The following is an 18,698-nucleotide window of genomic DNA, read 5'->3' as shown; positions in this document are numbered from 1 at the left end:
AACATGACTTGATCTCTGACAAAACCTGGACAAGCGATTAAAGATCGAGTGAACAACAACCTGTCTCGAAAATACTCTATGTTTTTCCAATGCTTGTCGTGCCTGTGAAGTTCACTTTCGTGACATCATAGACTGTTCTCCTCAAGGGAGAACGTAAAGACCAACATTGGATTTGCTCTAGTTGTTTGAATCTGCCCGCTCGGGCAGTGCGGGAGTTGGTGGGAGGTTCTTTTTTGTATCCTGTTTGTTGTTTGTCTCAGATTTCATTTCTGGGGCGGGCTGCTTCTCGGATGCGGGGTCTTTCCCCGGTTGTTTCGGAGGCATGTTCTGCTCAATCGCTGAAGCTTCTTCTTCGTCTGGAACAAACATTCCATCCCAGATCGGAATCTTTTGGCTAGGTGGCTCAAGTTCGTATTCCTCTCCAGTGATGAGGGAGAGATACAGGACGACAAGACTCCTCATCGAAAACTCAGGATGAACATCGTAGATAGTTTGCAAAACATCCTTAGCTGCCTGAAGGTTTCCCTGGTCGATGCGAACCAATGCCTGCTGCAATTTGAGGATCGCCCAACGTTCAGGGAAATCGCGGAGTGCGGAAAAGTGCGTCATTAACGAGAGTCCCGACCAGATATCAATCACAGGGTAGGCTTCGGCAAAACCGGGTGGCTGATGGATGATCGACCTCAAGTTTTGTTCATTCAGCGTCAGCGCCTGCTCGCCGAACAACTCGGCAGCTCGCGGCCGTTGATTCGCCACTGCGTTTGCGAGCGCCGTTGTCGTTCGCCATTGTGAAACGAAGGGCGCGTTCTGGGCGCCTGATTGAGAAACGAGACTCTCCAGACCTTCCAATTCTTCCCAGGCTTCTTCTGTTCGCCCGTTCCTGAGAAGGAGTGTCGCATGCATCAATTGCAATCCGGGATTGCTGGCGACAACAGTCTTGTCTTCTTCCAGAATCGAGAGCGCCATGGCCGGACAGCGGTTTTGTAATGCCATCGCTGCGAGTTGCGGGATTGCCACCGACTTTTCGCGTGCTTCAGCAACTTGTTTCTTGACGTCTGCTACGGCTGTTTCGATCTGCTCCAGAATCTGTTTTCCCTGTTCGATGACGGCTTCGTCTTGACCTTCACTCGAGACAATCAATTGCCCATAGAGTTCAGAGTATTTCTCAGCGACCGCTTCGGCAGTGTCAAGGCTTTGCTGATTAAGCAAAATAAAGAAGAGGCGTTTCATGTCGTTCCGAGCATTCCCGCTCGCTTTTGCAGCATGAAACGCATGGCAAATGGCTTGTTGAACTCGGAATTGAATAGGGTAGTTCACTCCATACAGTGACAGGAATCTCTGTTCGGCATCTTGAAGAAATCCCTGTGCATCGATCATCACACGATAGGCATGTGGATCATCAGGAGTTTTGAATAATCCTTCCGAAGCCCCTCGAATAGCAAGTTGAGAAATCGCCATTCCTTGCTCAAGTGCCAGGGTTGTTTGCAGCCGCTGAGCAATCGCGATGTAGTGCCGAGCGAGCTGAATATCGTTCGACATCACCTTTAATTTTTGAATCAGCCATTTGTCGTATTCCGAGGTCGCCCGTGGCCAGAGCGGTCCTGTTTCGGTCACGACTTTGCTTTTCTCGTCCAGCCTGTAGGCCTGTTCGACAAACTGTGAAGCGATGTTCTCTTCGATAAATGCGATCACTTTCGGATCGTCCAGGTCTCCCCGAGTAAAGATTGCTCCCGATGCACCGAAACCGGTCATTGGCCAGGCTCGCGTTCCAACCAATTTCATAAATGGGCTGTACGCTGGGGCCTCTCCCCATAGTCGCAGAACGAGCGAATGAATTTTGCTTTTTGCAAATTCGTCTTGCCACGAAACCGCATTTTGTTTTGTGGCTTCTGCAACTCCCTCAGGACTGACGGGGGCGAACAGACTGGCACGAATCTGGCGATGAACTTCAGTGAAATCGGTCTGTCCATTTGCAAACAAACCATTGCGAGAGTCGAGATAAGGTTTGAGATCTAACCAAATCAACATGTCGCCCTGGTCAGCCCGGACATTGAAAACTCGTCCTTCGTACGCTCCTTTGACCAAGTCCTGCTCGGTACTTTCGAGACGATTCTTGAGACGTGGGTCAAGCCCCAATCCAATGCGACGACCTTGTGGTCCCATGAGAGCACCATTGATGGTCGCATAGGCCACGAGAAAGAACGAAACCACGGTTACTGCACGCCCGGCGCGAGCAATGAAGACGGAAGTGCCTTTGATTTCGAAGTCGTTCTTGAATTTGTTTCGATACCAGTCTTGCCCTTGCAGCGTGGCGACAATGCAATTGATGATGGCGGCATACGGAACCAATTCTCCGAAGTAGAACGACAATCCATTGATCACCATCCAGGCAAATGTTAGTGACCAGTCAAAACGAGCGGCGTTCAAAAATAGACAGATGAACGAAAGACCCAATAAGACCGCCGCTGCAATCGGGAAAATATCCGGTGAGACCCAGAACTCTGGTGACATCATCGAGAAGGCATAACGTGGAAACAGCTCTCCGGATAGACCTTCGAGTTGAGCTTGCGTCGCATTTGCAATGGTGCTTTGAAAACCGAGAACCGGCTGAACCGGCCAGGGTGAGAGGAGCACACCTCCTATCAGTGCGGCGGCTCCGATCGTGAATTGCCGTTTCGTCGCAGTCCGTTTCACAGCATGGACGACCATAACAATTAGCAGGAACAAGAGTCCCACCCAGACACGAGTGTCCATATTTGCCCAAAAGATGAAGAGTACAGGAAGCCCCCACAGAACGGATGAATCTGGAGTTTCTCGCCACCGATGCAGCAAGTACAACAACAGCGAGAACCCGAGAATCGTGACCGATGACTCTCCAGGTTGAACTGCCGGAAAGACCGCAATGACTGCCAGCACCGCACAAATCGATGCCCACCATGTCGAGACGTTTTTGTAAGTGATTTGCGAAAGAAACCAGAAGCATACGCCTAGCTTGAACGCAGTGAGAATCGAAAGCGCTTGAAACCCGCCGATGCTTTCAACTGTTCCCAATACAACATCTGCCATCCAGTGCAGGTTCGTCCAGCTTTGTCCTTCAGTCGCAATCGCAAAAGGATCAGTCCGCGGAGGAAGGAACCCGTTCGAAGTTACGAACTGCCCGCTCTTCACTTGAACAAGAACCGGTGTTTCGGTGATGTAACAACATCCGAACAGCACTGCGAGCAAAATGGCTGCCCAGCGAAGCATAAAGTCGCCACGGACACATTCATCCTCAAACAACTCCGGGGTCAACTCAACCCATTCCGGGAGCGGCTCGTCCTCCACGGGAGTCATTGAGACGTCTGCAACAGGTTTTTCGTGAGTTTTGGAATCGTCCTTTGGAATCGTAGACTCAGGTGAACTCTCTGGTGGAGTCGAAGAAGAATTTTGATCGGGGTCTTCGATCACAGCAGGTTCCTTGCATGAAAGATTTCATAAAAAAGAGAGAATAAATCAATATATGGAACCACTCTAGGACTCAACCCGCAAGAGGGTCAAGCGGCAGGCAGAAAGAGAGTCGGAACTTCACGAAACCCATTCAGAGATTGAGTTTAGAGCGTTTTCAAAATCGTATTCGTAATCTGCCTTGTGAGGAGCAGTTTATCACGTCCTGAAAGTGACCTGCATGAGCGCAGGACGCATTGAAATCGCTCTAAAACGGCGCCTCAAATGCGGACCAAAACCCAATCCTTCACCTGTGACACTTGGTATCGGTCCTATGTCCAGCAAGGGGGAAGGGATGGCGATTTGGAGATCGCTTAAGTCACGAAAATCAGGCTTCCTCGCAGGACTTTAATCGTCCGGTGACCAGGTCACTGCACAGGCTTCGAAAGAGTCATTGATACAGTCGACCATTTGTCGCAGTCGGCCCATATCTCGTCGATTGAAGTTGAAAGCCAACCGTGGCATGTGTGCCAGATGCTCTTCGTCAGCCTCCTGCGGGTGTGCGTCGACACGCTCGATAATTCCACTGGAAATGATATCTGCAAAGTCGGTATTAAGCTCTTCCAGCAACTCCTCGGTCGGCTCGAAGTGCAGGCGAAAATAGAGTTTGTCTTTGATGTATCGCATGCTGTGATACACGCAATAGAAGTTCATGATTTCGTCAAAAGCTTCGTCGACATTGTCCGTGATTTTATAAAGCGAATGGTCAACTGGTGAGATGAGTCCATTCTTCTCCAGTTGCTTAACGACGAATTGCTGCCAATCCTTCCAGTAGCTTCCGCCCGGCTCATCGACGAGGACAATCGGCATCAATTCACGTTTTCCGGTTTGCACAAGCGTGAGTGTTTCGAAACATTCGTCTTGAGTTCCAAATCCTCCCGGGAACAATGCGACAGCATGGACCTCTTTCACAAACATCAGCTTACGGGTGAAGAAATACTTCAAGTTGACGAGTTTTTCATCATTGCTGATGACGTAGTTAGATTCCTGTTCGAAGGGGAGCATGATGTTCAGCCCCATCGACATTTTGCGCCCCGCTCCAACGTGGGCTCCCTCCATGATGCCCCCTCCGGCACCTGTCACGACATACCAGCCTGCGTCGGCAAAGCGTTTTCCAAAGACTAAAGAGGCCTGATACGCCGGGTGATCCGGGCTGGTTCGAGCAGAACCAAACACGGTCACTTTCCGGTTTCTTCGGTAGGGGGTGAAGACCTTGAAAGCATAGCGAAGCTCACGAAGTGCGCGAGAGACAATCTTCAGATCCCCACGAGTCGCACGATCTCGCGCGAACTTGTCGGCGGTCTCTTTAATTTCCTCGACTAACCGAGAAGTCCGCTCGGTTGTTGGATCGTGTTCTGTAACAAGTGGATGATCTTCAGAAACATCTGTTCGCGCAAGCCGAGCTTTGCGATTTTTATCTTGTGACATTGAGAAATCCTTTTCCTGTTTGTGACTTCTATAGCAGTTTGCTCTACCGTTTGCCCGTGAAGAACGCGTTTCATCAACAAAATTGCTGTTCGCCACAAGGCAGAACCTGTACGCCAATTCGAAAGCTGTTCCAGCTACGCCCCGATCGCCTCGAGCGCTTCCTCACGTGTTTCGTAGATCGCCCAGAGTGTGTCGAGAGCCGTAATATGTAATAGGTCTTTGGCGAGATCGTGGAGGCCGCAGATCACCATCACCCCGCCGGATGTTTTGACGAGTTTATGACAGCGAATCAGCAAGGCTAAAAAGACGGACCCGAAGTATTTGACCTGAGACATATCAAAGACAACCATCGGGGCTTTTTGCTGTCGTATCGGATCAAGCACGATCTCAGCAGCGTGTTCAACAATGTCCCAGTTCAATTCCTCCACAGCCCCGGCGGCGATCACAACAAGGGCATCGCCGTGCCATTCCAGGCTGATCATATTCGGGTCAGGCGCCATTTCAAGAGTCCATTCTGCTAACTGCCAAGTGGTGACCGCGAAAGGGAGGGGCCAATCGACGGAACGAATGAATGATTTCGCTCCTTCGACCGTCTCGCAAGCTGCTTATTCAGGCAGTGGTTTACTCTTTGGGGTAACTTTCCGATCGGTCGGCTTGTTTGCCTTGGTCCAGGCTGTCAGCGATTTCAGGGCAGCATCCGGGATTGGGCCAGGATTTTCCGATTCAACAATCGATTTGATGATGGGCATGATCTGGGCGAATGCGTCGTCTACGTAGTTGACACTTCCCCCCAGTCCTCCACGCTTGACCTGATAAAGCAGCCCCCAGTTCTTCTCTGCCTCCGATTGCAGTTCCGGACGGAACGAAATGTAGACACGCGAGAAGTAAGTTCGCCATTGCGGTCCCTTGGGATTCTTCTTGTCTTTGTTGAATTCCGCTGAAAGTCTGAGAGTCAACTGGCAAATCTCGTGAGTAATCAATTGGACATTCGTCGAACCGGTGAATGGCAAACGGGAAATACTGAGAGCTGCCTGTGAGCGGACAATCAATTGCTCATCGGGGTTTGAGAGCACCTCAAGAATCGCGTCAATCACAATCGGATTGTTGTTGATGTCCCCTATGCGGTCCACAAATCCTAATGCATCAACAAGTCGATATCGGAGCCACCAGACTTCATCTGCCGATCCCGGAGGGACAGACTTTAAAGTTGTTGTCAGAGCAATCGCAATGTCTGAACGATTCGCAGTTGTCAGCGTGTTATTGACCGCATCTCGACAAACGCGTGCCAACCCACGAGCTGCAATAACCTTACACTCGGGCAGTTGGGTTGTATCTGCCAGAATATCGATCAGAACCTTGTGAACCGGAACGTACGGAATTGCGGGAGTTTTTGACTGGAAGTTTGCAGGTTCGATACTCAATTCCGTCAGCATCATCACTGCATTCGTTCGCACGATGGCGCTGGGATGGTTCAGAATTTTCGGAACCTCTTTGAGAATCTCGTCCATCAGAATGGCCCTCGCTTCAGGCCGATTACTTGATGAAAGAATGTCGGTGTTCAATCGAGTCGTGACATCTTTGGGGATCGACTGCCGAACATCTTCGTGAGTCATCCGCGAAAGATAGAAATACGCGATCTTATTGACCTCGTTTCGCTGACTCGTGTTCAAATTGTTCTGTTTGAGAAATTGAACAATCCTGATTTTCTGTCGCTGAAATTGGTCCGCTTCCTTCTCGTTCATATACCATGACGGTTGCTGCCATTGAACGGCAGTAGGACTTGCGGCTTTTCCAGTAGCGGGCGGTGGGGCAGCGGGATTAGCACCACCATCTCCCTTGTCGTCTGCCAATAGGTTGAGATTCCCACTGCACACACACATTGTTGTGAGAAGAACCGTGAACTTAGTGATAAAACTCTGACGAGTCAGTGGAAACACTCGGCTTCCCCCACATCTGTACATTGTTGGATTTTCCCGCGAGCGCGGGACCGATCAACGAAGTTTATTGAGTCCGAAATGGTACACGACTTGAGCAGACTTTCGAAGTGAGCCCGACATAATGGATTCAGAAAACAAAATCTTCCCCCATAGAATCTGAAAGAAGAAAGAGTTTTGCCTCATCGTGCAAGCTTAAACTAGCATCGGCGAAAAGCCGGTGTCAAGTTGTTTGTTCTTATCGCTTCTGGCTTTACGTCGTTATGTTTGATGGGTTTCTAGCTGTCACACTGATTCTGACTTTCGATTACAATGTAACAAAGTCTCCAGTGATGCCTGTCAAATCGCCTAATGACACGGAGTGTAACAATGACAACGGTCCTGACATCCTCAGAATTCGAAAAACATCAAACAGGGCAACATCCTGAAAATCCGCATCGAATTCATGTTCTCAGGGAAATGCTTGACTCCTTCCCGAAGCATGAACGATTGAAGTTCGCTGAAGTTGAGCAGGCTGAAAAGCAAGCAATCACTGCAGTTCATCCACTGGATCATCTTCAGAATGTCCAAAATGTCGCTCGAGCTGGTGGTGGTCGACTTGATGCAGACACTGTCGTCAGCCCTGATTCCTATCGCGTTGCGACTTTGGCTGCTGGAACTGTTTGTAAAGCGGTTCAACTGGTCCTGACAGGAAAAGATTCGCAAGCTCTCTGTTTGATCCGGCCGCCGGGGCACCATGCGGTCCCGGAGCATGCGATGGGATTTTGTCTGTTTAACAACGTTGCGATCGCTGCTCGATATGCTCAGCAGGAATGTGACGTTTCCAAAATTTTGATTATCGACTGGGATGTCCATCACGGGAACGGAACACAAGATGTGTTTTACGATGACGAAACAGTCACCTTCTTTTCCATTCACCGCTTTCCCTTTTACCCCGGGTCCGGTGACAGCGACGAAACAGGGCGGGGCAAGGGACTCGGTAAGACTTTCAACGAACCGGTCACATTTGGAACATCGCGAAAGGCCTACCTCGACCGCTTTGAGAAAACGTTGACGAAGGCTGCCGAAGTTTCAAAGCCAGAGCTGATCTTGCTCAGCGCCGGCTTTGACGCGCATCGCCTCGATCCGATTGGCTCGCTGGGGCTCGAAACCGAAGACTTCGCGACGCTTACAAACATGGTGCTCGACGTTGCTCAAACACATAGTCAGGGGCGTCTGGTCAGTATGCTCGAAGGTGGGTATCACCCCGAAGCTCTGGCAGCCTCGGTGAAGGTCCATCTCCAGGAATTACTGGGCGACTGATACAGACTTGATGCTTGATGAAGGGGCTTGGGTTTTCGAATCCGTACTCGCAGACCGCCTTGCGGAGCATTGCAATTTTATTGGTGAAACGCATTCTTCACGGCCACACGTGTAGCGCAAGCTTCTCTCAGGGAGACTGAAGACCTCAATGAAGTATGCTCTCAATCCAATTGGCAACTTGTGTTTGCGAGTTTACATTTCGAGGTTGATGCGGTCACGGTACGCCGGATCTTCGAATCCAGTGAATGATCTCATGCTTCATGACCTCGAGGTGAACCGACTGGACTTAGAGCATCTTTCAAATTGGTTTGCAGGATCTGCCTCGTGGCGGACAGCATTTTTACTAGAGAAATGCGTTCTTCACGGGCAAACGGTAGAGCAAACTGCTCTAGGTCGCTGGCTTTTCTGCGGAGATTGGCTTCGGTGAATCAGGGGTGTCCAGAATGAGTTTTCGAACTGCCTGTGTTTTCGGCTTTAGAGAACCAAGTACACTCGCGACCGCCGACTGCAGTTCGGGCTCTGCTGAATTTTCTCTCAGTGCTGAAACACGCTTCAGTTCTGCCGGTGTCAGCAAAACGCCGAATCGCTGAATGTTAAATGCCAGTTGGAGAAGAGCCCGCTGGCGGACTGCTGTGTCGGCAGCGACGGATTCAGCGATTTCCAGAAGCCGACGTTGAACATCAGGAGCAGCGATTGCTCCCAGAGCGATAATCGCATCGTCTGCCACGGCGGGATTGTTAGTCGCTTTGATCAAGTCGTCCTGGTGAGCAGCCAATTCAAAAACTCCAGGCGATGCACTCGTTGCGATCCAACGTAACCAGTAGGCAGCTTCGTTCACCTGATTGGCACGTTGCTCACGAGTGAGTGGAGGAGGTGAAAGCTGTTGCAGCACCGGACGAAGTTCGCGATTGATCTCCAGCGAATTGACCGCTTCGTTGACATACACAACATTCTGGAATCGATTCTGGATAGACGAGAACTCGCCTCGCAATCCTGCGGGACCGTAAATGACCAGAGGGAGGTGACGGGTTCGTGAATCAGCCCGAAGGTTCTCAATCGTTTGTGTCAGTCCCCAGCGAATTGTATTAGGGTGCAGAACGGCAAGTTCTACATCTCCCCGCTGAGAAGCAATTTTGAACCCATCCATCCCGGTGGCAGCCAGTGAGGAATCAAACCCGAGTTCACTAAACAGACTGGCTGTCATTGTCCCTCTTTGGATGTTGGGGTCGATAACAACACTGTCCGGCTTGGAATTGGAATTGATGGCTCGGACAAGGATTTCGACGACACGGCGATCACCCGGGAAAGACCTTGTCGGTTCCCATTGAAGAATGGTGACTGCGGCAGCGAACTGAACTCGTGGATTGGGGGAATCGAGAGCTTCAATAATTTCGGGCTTCCCGGCAGATCGAGAAAGTTGTGTGCGGGAACCATTCATTCCAAGTGCAGTGACGGCACTCAACGATGCGGCTGGGATCTGATTGTCTAATGAAAGTGCCAAGACTTGCCGGCATGCTTCCGGACCGGCAGTCACAGCTAAATCAAGAGCAGTGCCAGGACCAGCAGGAACCGGTCGATCCCAACCAGCAGCTTCGATGTCTCGAACCATCTTCGCAGCCAGTAAGACGATTGGGGCATCTTCGTTTGTTGGTGAAATTTCAGCGGCTTCTCGAGCTAAGCGTTCGGCAAAGTGAATCGAGGCGTGGTTGCGAGTCGATTTTGTTTCGACAACAGTTGCCTGATCGTTGTCCCAAGTCCAAACGGGAATCAACTCCAGATCTTCATATCGAACGCCCCATTCGTGTCGTTGCGCGAGATACCGAATCGCCGATTCGATTAGCTGAGCCGCCACTCCATACGAATTGACACGAATCGCCTGTCGTGGATCGTCGTATCGGATTCGAGCAATTGCCATCAATGCCGTTTCTCGAACTCCGCTAGGTTGATTTTCACCGAACGCTACTTGCCATAGCCAAATCACGTCCTCTTCTCCGCCGCTCCAGCCCAGAACTTCAGCTGCTGCTGTCCGGATTTTCTCCGATGGAGAAGTCAATGCACCAATGATCGGTGGAACCGCTTCGTCACCGAGTCGGGTCAGATTCAGAATTAGAACATCACGACTAATCGATCCGGATTCGATCGCTTGCAGCATTGGAGGAACGGCGTACGGTCCAAGTGCGCGGAGTTCGGTGAGTGCTTCATCTCGCTCGCGTGCAGAACCCATCAACTTCGGCAGCAAACTGCTTGCGTAGGCAGGATCGTTGGTCTTATTTGCGACAGCTGTCGTGAGCATTTTCAGCAGCTCACTCGCCTCGGGATCCAAACCGTCGACATTCGTTAAGCTTAGAAAAGTCGATGTTCCAAACTTGTCCCGAAGGCGCATCAGTTCCTGGTCGGTCGGTTCGTTTTTGATCAGATCGGCAAGATATTGTTTCGCCAATTCTGGTCGAGCCAGTTTGACCATCAACAAAGCAGCCTGAAAGCGGCCTTCCTGAGTCTCGGGCTCTGCAGAGAGAACACGTTCTGGTTCTGTTCCAGTGTCGACTCCACCGGGCTGGGCCAGCGCTGGGAGTGCTACCAACATGACAAGGCAGAAGGTGAGTCTCTGCAAACCAGTCGCTCGCGAATAACAGGACTGCGAACATGCCATGACTGCAACTCCATCGGTGGAAATCGGAAAAAATGGTATCTTCAACGCACCTTCTCTAACTTACCTCAAGGCGCAATCGTTCTTTCAGGATGAGATCTTCCTGTACCAAAGTTTATCGAAACTCCAGAGCGAACGCTTGAACAACGGATGCAGAGCAACCGATTCTCCTGATGACGAACTTCCCCTATCCGCCAAAATACGGCCAATCATCACAATGTGAACCTGTCTTGACCCTCCGCAATCAAGCGAAGGCAGGCATCGTCCACTCGAAAGTGAGTACGAAACTCGTTTCCGCAACTCAATGCGGTAACTTGTCTGACTTGTCTCCTTCTATAAACGACGGAGTGGGTCGCAAAGTGTTGGCAGGAAAGAGAGCAAATTTGCTCTGAATTCTTCCTGCCCACGCTCTACGACCCACTCCGAGGTAGATCTCATGGAAATTCGATTCTGGTCAGACATGCCGATAAGGATGTCATCCAGCTGATTCCCTTACAATTCGTAGCACATCAGCTTGTCTTGCTCACGAAGATACAATTTCCCTTCGTAAACAACCGGATGTGACCAGGTTTTGTCGTCTTGATATTCCGGTGTGAAACTGCCGTTGAGTTCGAATCCGTCCGGTGTGGCTTGGACAAGAGCCACGGTTCCGTTCTGGTAACGGAAAATAATCTGGCCATCGACGTATGTGATCGCAGCCGATCCAGACATCTCTGGCTTTTCTCGCCGAATTTCACCCAGCCACTGGACTTTGCCTGTGGGAATGTGCAGGCAGATCGGAAAGCCTTTGTTGTGTTGATGTCCTGCGTACAGGTACTCACCTTCTTGAATCATACCGCCATGGTGATTCTGAAAGGTTTTTGAATCGAGAAAATACTCTTCAGTCGCTTTAACACCTGAACCATCGCGGGAGAGTTTCAGCAAGACAGCTCCGGTTCCGTATCCTGTGGATGCGAAGACATTATCTCCGAAAGGAACAGGCGTCGGGATGTTGGCTGTTCCGTTGGCGACCTTATTGTAGTTCCACAACAGTTTCCCATCGCTGGCACGGACTCCGATCACACCTTTACCAACGAGCTGAACGTACTGTTTCACTCCAGCGGCTTCGCTGACGACAATTGATGAATAGCCGGCGCCGTCTTTCCCTTTCTCTCCCAGATCAGGGACAGAAGTTCGCCAGACGTCTTTGCCAGTTTTCTTGTCCAGCGCGACAATCATTGCATCCTGTCCGCCAGGTGTGCAGAGCACCCAATCTCCATCAACCAGTGGAGATTCTGAGAATCCCCAGCCAGACATCATTTTGCCATTGAAGTCTTTCGTGAAATCGCGACGCCAGACGACTTCGCCATCGCTGCTCTTCAGGCAGACGATTTCTCCATCCGAAGTCACGACATAGCAATTTTCACCATCCAAGGTTGGGGTGCAGCGTGATCCGGGATAGCCATGCTTGGGGGCTTGGCTTGTAAGAGGTGTGGACCAGACCAGTTCTTTGGTATTCACATCGACACAAATGACAGCTTGACCATCGGGAAGATTGCCTGTTGTGTAAAGTTTTCCATCGGCAGCGGACAAGCTGGCATAGCCGCGTCCCATTCCTTCGATGGTCCAAAGATGTTTGGGCTGATCCTTCTTCCAATCAAGCTTGAGTCCCGTGCCAACAAGTTTTCCATCACGGTTCGGGCCACGCCACTGTGGCCAATCTTTCGCGTAAGCAAATTGAATCATCAGCACGCAAATAACAGCTGCGAGCAGGCGGACTTTCAGCATCGTATTCTATCCTTGTTGAATATCTGGCGATGTGCCTCGAGAGAAAATGTCGAAAGCACAACGAATCGGGAGGTCATCCATGAAAACGGAAGGTCATTTTCCAACGCACGATTGGAGACACATTACTTTACAACAGAAAAGAGACGACTGGCAATCAACAGAGTACAGCAAGTTCGCGGTGCTAACGAAATGTTGTTTTCGTGCAGTTAGAGAATCGACAGATCTATCTGAGAAGGATTTCTGCGAGAACGACTTCAGGGAATCATTTTCAAAAGTTTGACGCGGAGGAATCAGCCCGCCATTCTCACCACGTTTTAGTGTAGATGCAGAAATAGACTCAGAAAGTGAGAGAGTCCTCTATTCTGATCGCCAACTTGCATCTCTCTCCCAGGTGTGAAACATTGTGTCTTCCTGCGACTCTTATTGATGCGGCCTCAATCGACACGGAGTGTTTTCAATGCACAACTGGCGTTTCTTGACCTTCTGTCTGGTGTTGATGCACGCAACGGAGACTGTCGCCGAGGTCACCAAACCGAACATTGTCCTCATTATGTGTGACGACATGGGATTTTCGGACATCGGTTGCTACGGAAGCGAGATTCAGACTCCGAACATCGACCGCCTCGCTGCTGAAGGGATGCGCTTTACGCAGTTCTACAACAATGCGAAATGCACGACGACTCGCGCATCGCTGATGACCGGGCTCTACCCCCGTCAGTCTGGAGGATTGCTCAAGAAGAATATGGTCACCATTCCGCAAGTCCTTGAGAAAGCTGGCTATTACAGCGTTCTCAGTGGAAAGTGGCATTTGGGAAGCTCAGCCCCCAATCGGCCGTCGGATCGTGGGTTCGATAATTATTACGGGCTGCTGGACGGCTGTTGTAATTTCCATAACCCCGCGCGTCCCGACCCAGAGTTCAAGGGGAAGCGTGTTCGCTGGTTCGGTGAAGACGATCAGCGAATCACCGAGTTTCCAGATGACTTCTACACAACCGATGCGTTCAGCGACTACGCCACAAAAGCGATTGATAAAGCAGTCTCTCAGAAGAAGCCATTCTTCCTGCATGTTTGTTACACGGCTCCACACTACCCGCTCCATGCTAAGCCGGAAGATATTGCGAGATACCGGAATCAATACATGATGGGATGGGAAAAGCTGCGGCAATCACGTTACGAACGTCAACTCAAGATTGGACTTGTCGATCCTCGATGGAAACTTCCCGGGCGAGACCCGGAAGTTAAAGCCTGGGACTCATTTCCAAATCAGGATTATCAGGATCACCTGATGGCAACTTACGCAGCCATGATCGAAAGCATGGATCGCGGGATTGGAAAAATCATCAATGCAGTTGACGACCACAAACTCGCTGAGGAAACGGTCATCATTTTTCTTTCCGACAATGGAGGATGTGCAGAGTTACCGGGTGGTGTTGACCCTCATCGAACTCCCGGTGTGGAAGAATTTTACACCACCTGTGGACCGGGCTGGGCCTATGCACAAAACACGCCATTTCGGCGATTCAAGCAATGGGTGCATGAAGGTGGAATCTCGACACCACTCATTGTTCGCTGGCCGAAGACTGTGGCTGCAAACTCCTGGTGCCAAGAAGTCGGTCACATCATCGACATTTTACCGACTTGTGCAGATCTGGCAGGAGTCGACATTCCGCAGGAATTCAGAGGAGAGAAAATTCTCCCTACTGAGGGTCTTTCACTTCGCAATCTTTTTGAAGGGGGACCTCGCCCCGGACACGAGAACCTTTATTGGGAATGGTCCGGGAACCGAGCAATTCGTCAAGGAGACATGAAACTCTGCTGGGACAAGAAAGTCAAAGCCTGGGAACTCTACGATCTCGTCAAAGATCGCACCGAAACGAACGATTTGGCCAGCGAGCATCCTGAGCAGGTCAAAGAGCTTTCTAACTTGTGGTTCTCCTGGGCAAAGAAAAACGGCCTGAAGACAAAACGCTGATTAGAGCAATGGAAATGCTTTAGCGAAATGCGTTCTTCACGGGAACACGGTAGAGCAAACTGCTCCAAAAACGTTCTCACTACTTTTTATTCAGAGTCCAATGAATTCCGTTTAAGAGCATTTTTCGAAATGCCGGGTTTTCGAAATCGTCGATGTGACCAAGAGAGGTGTAGAATGACCTGCCACCATCGGCGCGTGTGAACGTCCAGGTGACCGGTTCAGGCTCTTGACCTTCAACAGTTCCGGTCATCAATGTTGTGGTTCCTTCTTTCAAAGGAGAGGTTCGGTACAAAGACCAACCCTGTTTGAACTCTTCGCGGGGGACATCTTTCAGCACTGGATGATCAACGTCCATGACCTGCACCATACTGACGAGTTTGTTCCCGTAGTGGTTGTGATAATTTCCGCCGAAGACCTGCGCATCAAATTCTTTCCAGTCCCCAAAGCCGGCTGGCGGTTCCTCTTTGCGAAGTGAAAAAGCGTGGCTGGCGGTACGAATTCCAATCACAGGTTTTCCGGCCGCGACGAAATCCTTGACGATCTTCATATCCGCAGTCGGGAGAACTCGTCGACGGATACTGACGATCAGAGCGTCAGCATTTTGAATCGCTTCAATTCCGGGGATGTCATTTCGCTCTTTAGAATTTCCGTTGATTAGAGTCACTCGAAAGTGTTTTCCGAGCGGGTCGATCGAAAACTTAGGCAAAGTTTCGTTGGTGCGGTACTCATCCTCAGCCATGATGATCGCGAGATGGGGCCGCTGATCCTTACTGAATCGAAATTCTTTTCCGCCGATGAATTGAGTGCTGGTAATCGTCGGGCAAACATGTCGTTCAATGTGTGAGACGATCAGGTCTGTCCCCGTGAAATGGCTGACGTATGGTTCGCTCCGTGGGTTATACATCGTGTCGGTCTGATCGCGCATCAGGACTGCGTTCTTTCCGTTTTCAACCATACGTCGCAAACCAAATGGACGTCCCAGAACACACATGTTGGTGTGGACACCGGTCAAGATGACGTTCTTGATCCCCTTGTTCTCCAAAATGTTCCAGACTTCGTCTCCTTGATCACTGATGTAGTCTTTCTTTGGGTCGATCGAAATCGCTTTGTGTTCCCGGCGCCAGGGCCACTTCGAGTCTTTCAATAGCGGGGCTAAACTCGCTTGCCAGACTTTATGTTCTTCCGGAGTGTCATCGCATCCACCATCGGATTGATCGATGGGATAAACTCCCTTTTCTTCCGCCGGAATTTTGTAGCACCATTGTGTGATTTCAGCGGGGAGATTCTTTGATTTCGGAGTGTTGATTGCACGCTGGCGTGCCGGGTGATCCTGATAAAAATCCATGCAGCCACTCGGAGCATGAAGAATCGTGACACCTCGATTGCGAGCTTCGGTGACCACTTTGTTCAAGTGGGGAACCATTTCATTCACACGCATCACAGCGTTTTTGCAAGTGTGCGAATCCCACACATCGCAAACGATAAGAACGGTCTCCTCAGCTTTCCAAACTTCGTCACGTGTCAAAGTGTGAAAGAGGCGTCCTTCCTCGTTGACCGGTTTTTGATATCGCAGCGTAAGTGCCAACTCATCAGCTTGAGTCGTTTGTGCTGTCGCCAGGACCAGCAAGATCAACGTCAGTAAATTGAAGCGAGAGAGTCTCATCGGGGCTCCTGAAGTAATTCGATCCAGGCAACCGAGACGTGAGAGCTGGTCCTCAAACCTGCTTTGACTTCTCAACCTTTGAGAATATCAACGTTAAACAGATCATTGGGCCGGACCTACGATTCCTCCCGCTTTTTTAATTTTCTGGGAGGAAGCCGTCGATAGGCAAGGATCGTCAAGTCATCTGGTTTCGAAGGAAGCTTCGGCTGAGGATCGCTCATTCGTTTCAGAGCCAGGTTCGCCAGCTCCAGAACACCCTTGCGTAAACTTCCAGATCGAATTCGATTAACGATTTCTACAGATAATAGGTTATCGAACAATCCGTCAGATGCCAGCAAGACGGTATCCCGGGCTGCTAAATTCACCCACGGTCCCAGCTCGACCGACATGTCTTTGGCTCCCACAACGTTGGAAACGAGATGACGATCTTCATGGGAAATCGCTTCTTTCTCAGAAAGTAAGCCAGCTTCAACAGCATAACCAACCGGAGAATGGGCGATGGTTTCATGTTTGATCTGACCACGCTGACTGATCACCAGAATGGGGGAGTCCCCGACATGGTAAGTCCGGATCCGGTTTCCCGCGATTTCGACCAAAGCTAAAGTTGTGGCTGCACCAGTACGACCACTGAGTAAGCGACGGTTGGTCGTTTCAATCTGGTCGAGAATCATGGAGCGATAGTCAGTATCGGTTAAAGCAGTCGGCATTCCGACGAGAACCTTCAGGCTACCGCTTATGGTAATTTCGGTTTGCTCATGAAAATCATCGGAATCAGAAAACGCTTTCTGCAATCCTCGCATGACAGACTGCGACGCTGCTTTGCCGCCACGGTGACCGCCAAGTCCATCAGCGACAACAAGTAACCCACGTTGTGATCCGATTGAAAACGCTGTCACCGAATCTTCGTTCTCTGTCGGCTTCGCAGGAGATTTGATCGAAACCCAGACTGCCTCTCCGTTGCCGAGTTGTGTTTGTGAAACTTCGGTAAGTTTTGGCGGATCGGGTTTCTCGGGCTGAAGCGGAAGCGCATCCATTTCAACCGTATCGGCGAGACGCGGGTTGAAATCGGTGACCTCTTGAGACGGTTCAAGCGGACTTTGTCCTGCGTCGCTCGGCATAGCTCAGTACTCTAGGTTTCAGACGCAAAAATGCATTTCTCATCTGTTCGCAATCTCGAAATCGATTTCGAGGATGCGGGTCGATGGCCTTTTTCAGGAATGCGATAAAGTCTGGATGAACTTTGGCCCGTAGCTTTTTGATTCCCGCGGGGGGCCATTCATAAGGCCATTCAGGCCATTCTCCAGACAACATACGATACAAAATGAGTCCCGCGGAGAACACATCAGACCGAGGGGAGGGCTTGCCCATCGCCTGTTCAGGAGCCATATACCCAACGGTTCCGGTCCCTGATCCGCGAATGGTCTTTAATGCAACCTTGGCGATCCCGAAGTCAGCCAGGCGGAGTCGATGGTCAGCAAAGAGGACCATATTTTCCGGCTTTACATCACAGTGAATGATCTTCTGCTGATGCGCATAAGCCAGCGCATCCAGCATTTGACCCGCAAGTCCCAGTGATGTTTTGAGAGCAAGTCTCTTCTGGAGTCGATCGGCGAGCGTTCTTTCTCCAAGGGGCATACTGATCACAAAGTAGTCATCGATAATCGATGCATCTTTTAACGGTAGAATGTTCGGGTGTTCCAGACGGGCAGCCATGCGGGCTTCGTTCCGGAAATCTCTGAGCAAATCGTCACTCATTTGATGAGCGTGTGGAATTTTGAGGGCGACCCGGTGTCCTTCGATCGTATCGAATGCTTGATAGACAGTCGCAAATCCCCCTTCGCTGAGGCGCTTTTCGATCTTGTACTTGCCCAACTTTTGACGAGCTTTCAATGCCACCGTGAAGAGACCTCTCATTTGTGCCTCATTTTCTTGCGGAGGGTCTGGGCCCAGAAGTGTATGTTCCCAACCACTCGCTATCTTTAACGATTGTTTCGAGTTGTGTACAGATTCCTCGAACAAATTTGCAGGTCTGAAGTGAGACTGCTCGTTTCCGACTCAACCCACCATCTTGAATTATCGACACGAACGGAACAAAGGCTCATTCAAAACCGTCCAAGGTGCAATTGCGGCAGAATCATTACAACTAAAGTTCCGAAAAAATGGATTCTGCTGGCAAACTTGAGTCTGCTGAGAGTCTCACCCAAATGGGGCGTCGAACAGCGACTGCTCAATGAAAGGCGAGCAAACACAGGATTGGTCCTGATCACCTGCCTCGTGGCGAGTAGCTTGGGAAGTCATGAAAGTGAACTTCGCGGGCATGATTTGCACTGAAAACGCTCTGGCAGCGATGCCGGGTACATTCGAGCGATGATAGGCCTGTGTCCAATGCGTAAAGGAACATTTCGGCAACCGCCGATGAATGAAAGCATCCTGCGAATCAAACTACAGGAGTTCCAACTCGCATTTCCTCTGAAACTTTGAGATACTTCAGTTTGGGAAAAA

General features: G+C 50.4%; 11 protein-coding genes. 2 read left to right on the top strand and 9 right to left on the bottom strand.

Annotated features, from left to right (window positions below):
• Nucleotides 1-177 precede the first annotated feature (177 nt).
• From ACN0YR_RS15335 to ACN0YR_RS15320, 4 genes are all read right to left on the bottom strand, one after another.
• A complete protein-coding gene (locus ACN0YR_RS15335) occupies nt 178-3,447 on the bottom strand; it encodes a tetratricopeptide repeat protein (protein WP_417850121.1) in 3,270 nt (1,089 codons plus the stop codon).
• A gap of 384 nt (nt 3,448-3,831) precedes the next feature.
• Nucleotides 3,832-4,911, bottom strand: coding sequence for an LOG family protein (locus ACN0YR_RS15330; protein WP_417850120.1), 1,080 nt, complete (start codon nt 4,909-4,911; stop codon nt 3,832-3,834).
• A 134-nt stretch (nt 4,912-5,045) separates the two neighbouring features.
• Nucleotides 5,046-5,411, bottom strand: a complete 366-nt coding sequence (locus ACN0YR_RS15325; RefSeq protein ID WP_417850119.1) for an STAS domain-containing protein — start codon at nt 5,409-5,411, stop codon at nt 5,046-5,048.
• A gap of 105 nt (nt 5,412-5,516) precedes the next feature.
• Nucleotides 5,517-6,761 carry a HEAT repeat domain-containing protein gene (locus ACN0YR_RS15320; RefSeq protein WP_417850118.1) on the bottom strand — a complete coding sequence of 415 codons (1,245 nt, stop codon included), beginning with the start codon at nt 6,759-6,761 and terminating at the stop codon, nt 5,517-5,519.
• 453 nt (nt 6,762-7,214) lie between these two features.
• Here ACN0YR_RS15320 and ACN0YR_RS15315 point away from each other — a divergent pair, with 453 nt between their 5' ends.
• On the top strand, nt 7,215-8,147 hold the full coding sequence (locus tag ACN0YR_RS15315; RefSeq protein WP_417850117.1) for a histone deacetylase: 933 nt from the start codon (nt 7,215-7,217) through the stop codon (nt 8,145-8,147).
• A gap of 388 nt (nt 8,148-8,535) precedes the next feature.
• On the opposite strand, the gene ACN0YR_RS15310 is transcribed toward ACN0YR_RS15315, so the two are convergent.
• On the bottom strand, nt 8,536-10,797 hold the full coding sequence (locus ACN0YR_RS15310) for a HEAT repeat domain-containing protein (RefSeq protein WP_417850116.1): 2,262 nt from the start codon (nt 10,795-10,797) through the stop codon (nt 8,536-8,538).
• Nucleotides 10,798-11,286: 489 nt separating this feature from the next.
• Nucleotides 11,287-12,561 carry a PQQ-binding-like beta-propeller repeat protein gene (locus tag ACN0YR_RS15305; protein ID WP_417850115.1) on the bottom strand — a complete coding sequence of 425 codons (1,275 nt, stop codon included), beginning with the start codon at nt 12,559-12,561 and terminating at the stop codon, nt 11,287-11,289.
• Between the two features lie 457 nt (nt 12,562-13,018).
• On the opposite strand from ACN0YR_RS15305, the gene ACN0YR_RS15300 reads away from it, so the two are divergent.
• Nucleotides 13,019-14,533: an arylsulfatase gene (locus ACN0YR_RS15300; protein WP_417850114.1), complete on the top strand. Its 1,515-nt coding sequence runs from the start codon at nt 13,019-13,021 to the stop codon at nt 14,531-14,533.
• A 79-nt stretch (nt 14,534-14,612) separates the two neighbouring features.
• Here ACN0YR_RS15300 and ACN0YR_RS15295 read toward each other — a convergent pair whose 3' ends face one another.
• The 3 genes from ACN0YR_RS15295 to ACN0YR_RS15285 form a co-directional block, all read right to left on the bottom strand.
• A complete protein-coding gene (locus ACN0YR_RS15295) occupies nt 14,613-16,196 on the bottom strand; it encodes a ThuA domain-containing protein (RefSeq protein ID WP_417850113.1) in 1,584 nt (527 codons plus the stop codon).
• 116 nt (nt 16,197-16,312) lie between these two features.
• A complete protein-coding gene (locus tag ACN0YR_RS15290) occupies nt 16,313-17,314 on the bottom strand; it encodes a PP2C family protein-serine/threonine phosphatase (protein WP_417850112.1) in 1,002 nt (333 codons plus the stop codon).
• On the bottom strand, nt 17,283-18,110 hold the full coding sequence (locus tag ACN0YR_RS15285) for a serine/threonine protein kinase (RefSeq protein ID WP_417850111.1): 828 nt from the start codon (nt 18,108-18,110) through the stop codon (nt 17,283-17,285). Before ACN0YR_RS15285 ends, ACN0YR_RS15290 begins: the two co-directional genes overlap by 32 nt.
• Nucleotides 18,111-18,698: the final 588 nt, after the last annotated feature.

The organism is Thalassoglobus sp. (genome assembly GCF_048270125.1).
In the GTDB taxonomy this organism is placed as follows: domain Bacteria; phylum Planctomycetota; class Planctomycetia; order Planctomycetales; family Planctomycetaceae; genus Thalassoglobus.
The sequence above is the reverse complement of the archived record's forward strand: the minus strand, read 5'-3'. Positions and strand labels throughout refer to the sequence as shown.

Bases quoted from the DNA above. Each gene is read 5' to 3' on its own strand.
- ACN0YR_RS15330 (WP_417850120.1), bottom strand. From the start codon at position 4,911: ATGTCACAAGATAAAAATCGCAAAGCTCGGCTTGCGCGAACAGATGTT.
- ACN0YR_RS15325 (WP_417850119.1), bottom strand. From the start codon at position 5,411: ATGGCGCCTGACCCGAATATGATCAGCCTGGAATGGCACGGCGATGCC.
- ACN0YR_RS15315 (WP_417850117.1), top strand. From the start codon at position 7,215: ATGACAACGGTCCTGACATCCTCAGAATTCGAAAAACATCAAACAGGG.
- ACN0YR_RS15310 (WP_417850116.1), bottom strand. From the start codon at position 10,797: ATGGCATGTTCGCAGTCCTGTTATTCGCGAGCGACTGGTTTGCAGAGA.
- ACN0YR_RS15305 (WP_417850115.1), bottom strand. From the start codon at position 12,561: ATGCTGAAAGTCCGCCTGCTCGCAGCTGTTATTTGCGTGCTGATGATT.
- ACN0YR_RS15300 (WP_417850114.1), top strand. From the start codon at position 13,019: ATGCACAACTGGCGTTTCTTGACCTTCTGTCTGGTGTTGATGCACGCA.
- ACN0YR_RS15295 (WP_417850113.1), bottom strand. From the start codon at position 16,196: ATGAGACTCTCTCGCTTCAATTTACTGACGTTGATCTTGCTGGTCCTG.
- ACN0YR_RS15290 (WP_417850112.1), bottom strand. From the start codon at position 17,314: ATGCCGAGCGACGCAGGACAAAGTCCGCTTGAACCGTCTCAAGAGGTC.
- ACN0YR_RS15285 (WP_417850111.1), bottom strand. From the start codon at position 18,110: ATGAGAGGTCTCTTCACGGTGGCATTGAAAGCTCGTCAAAAGTTGGGC.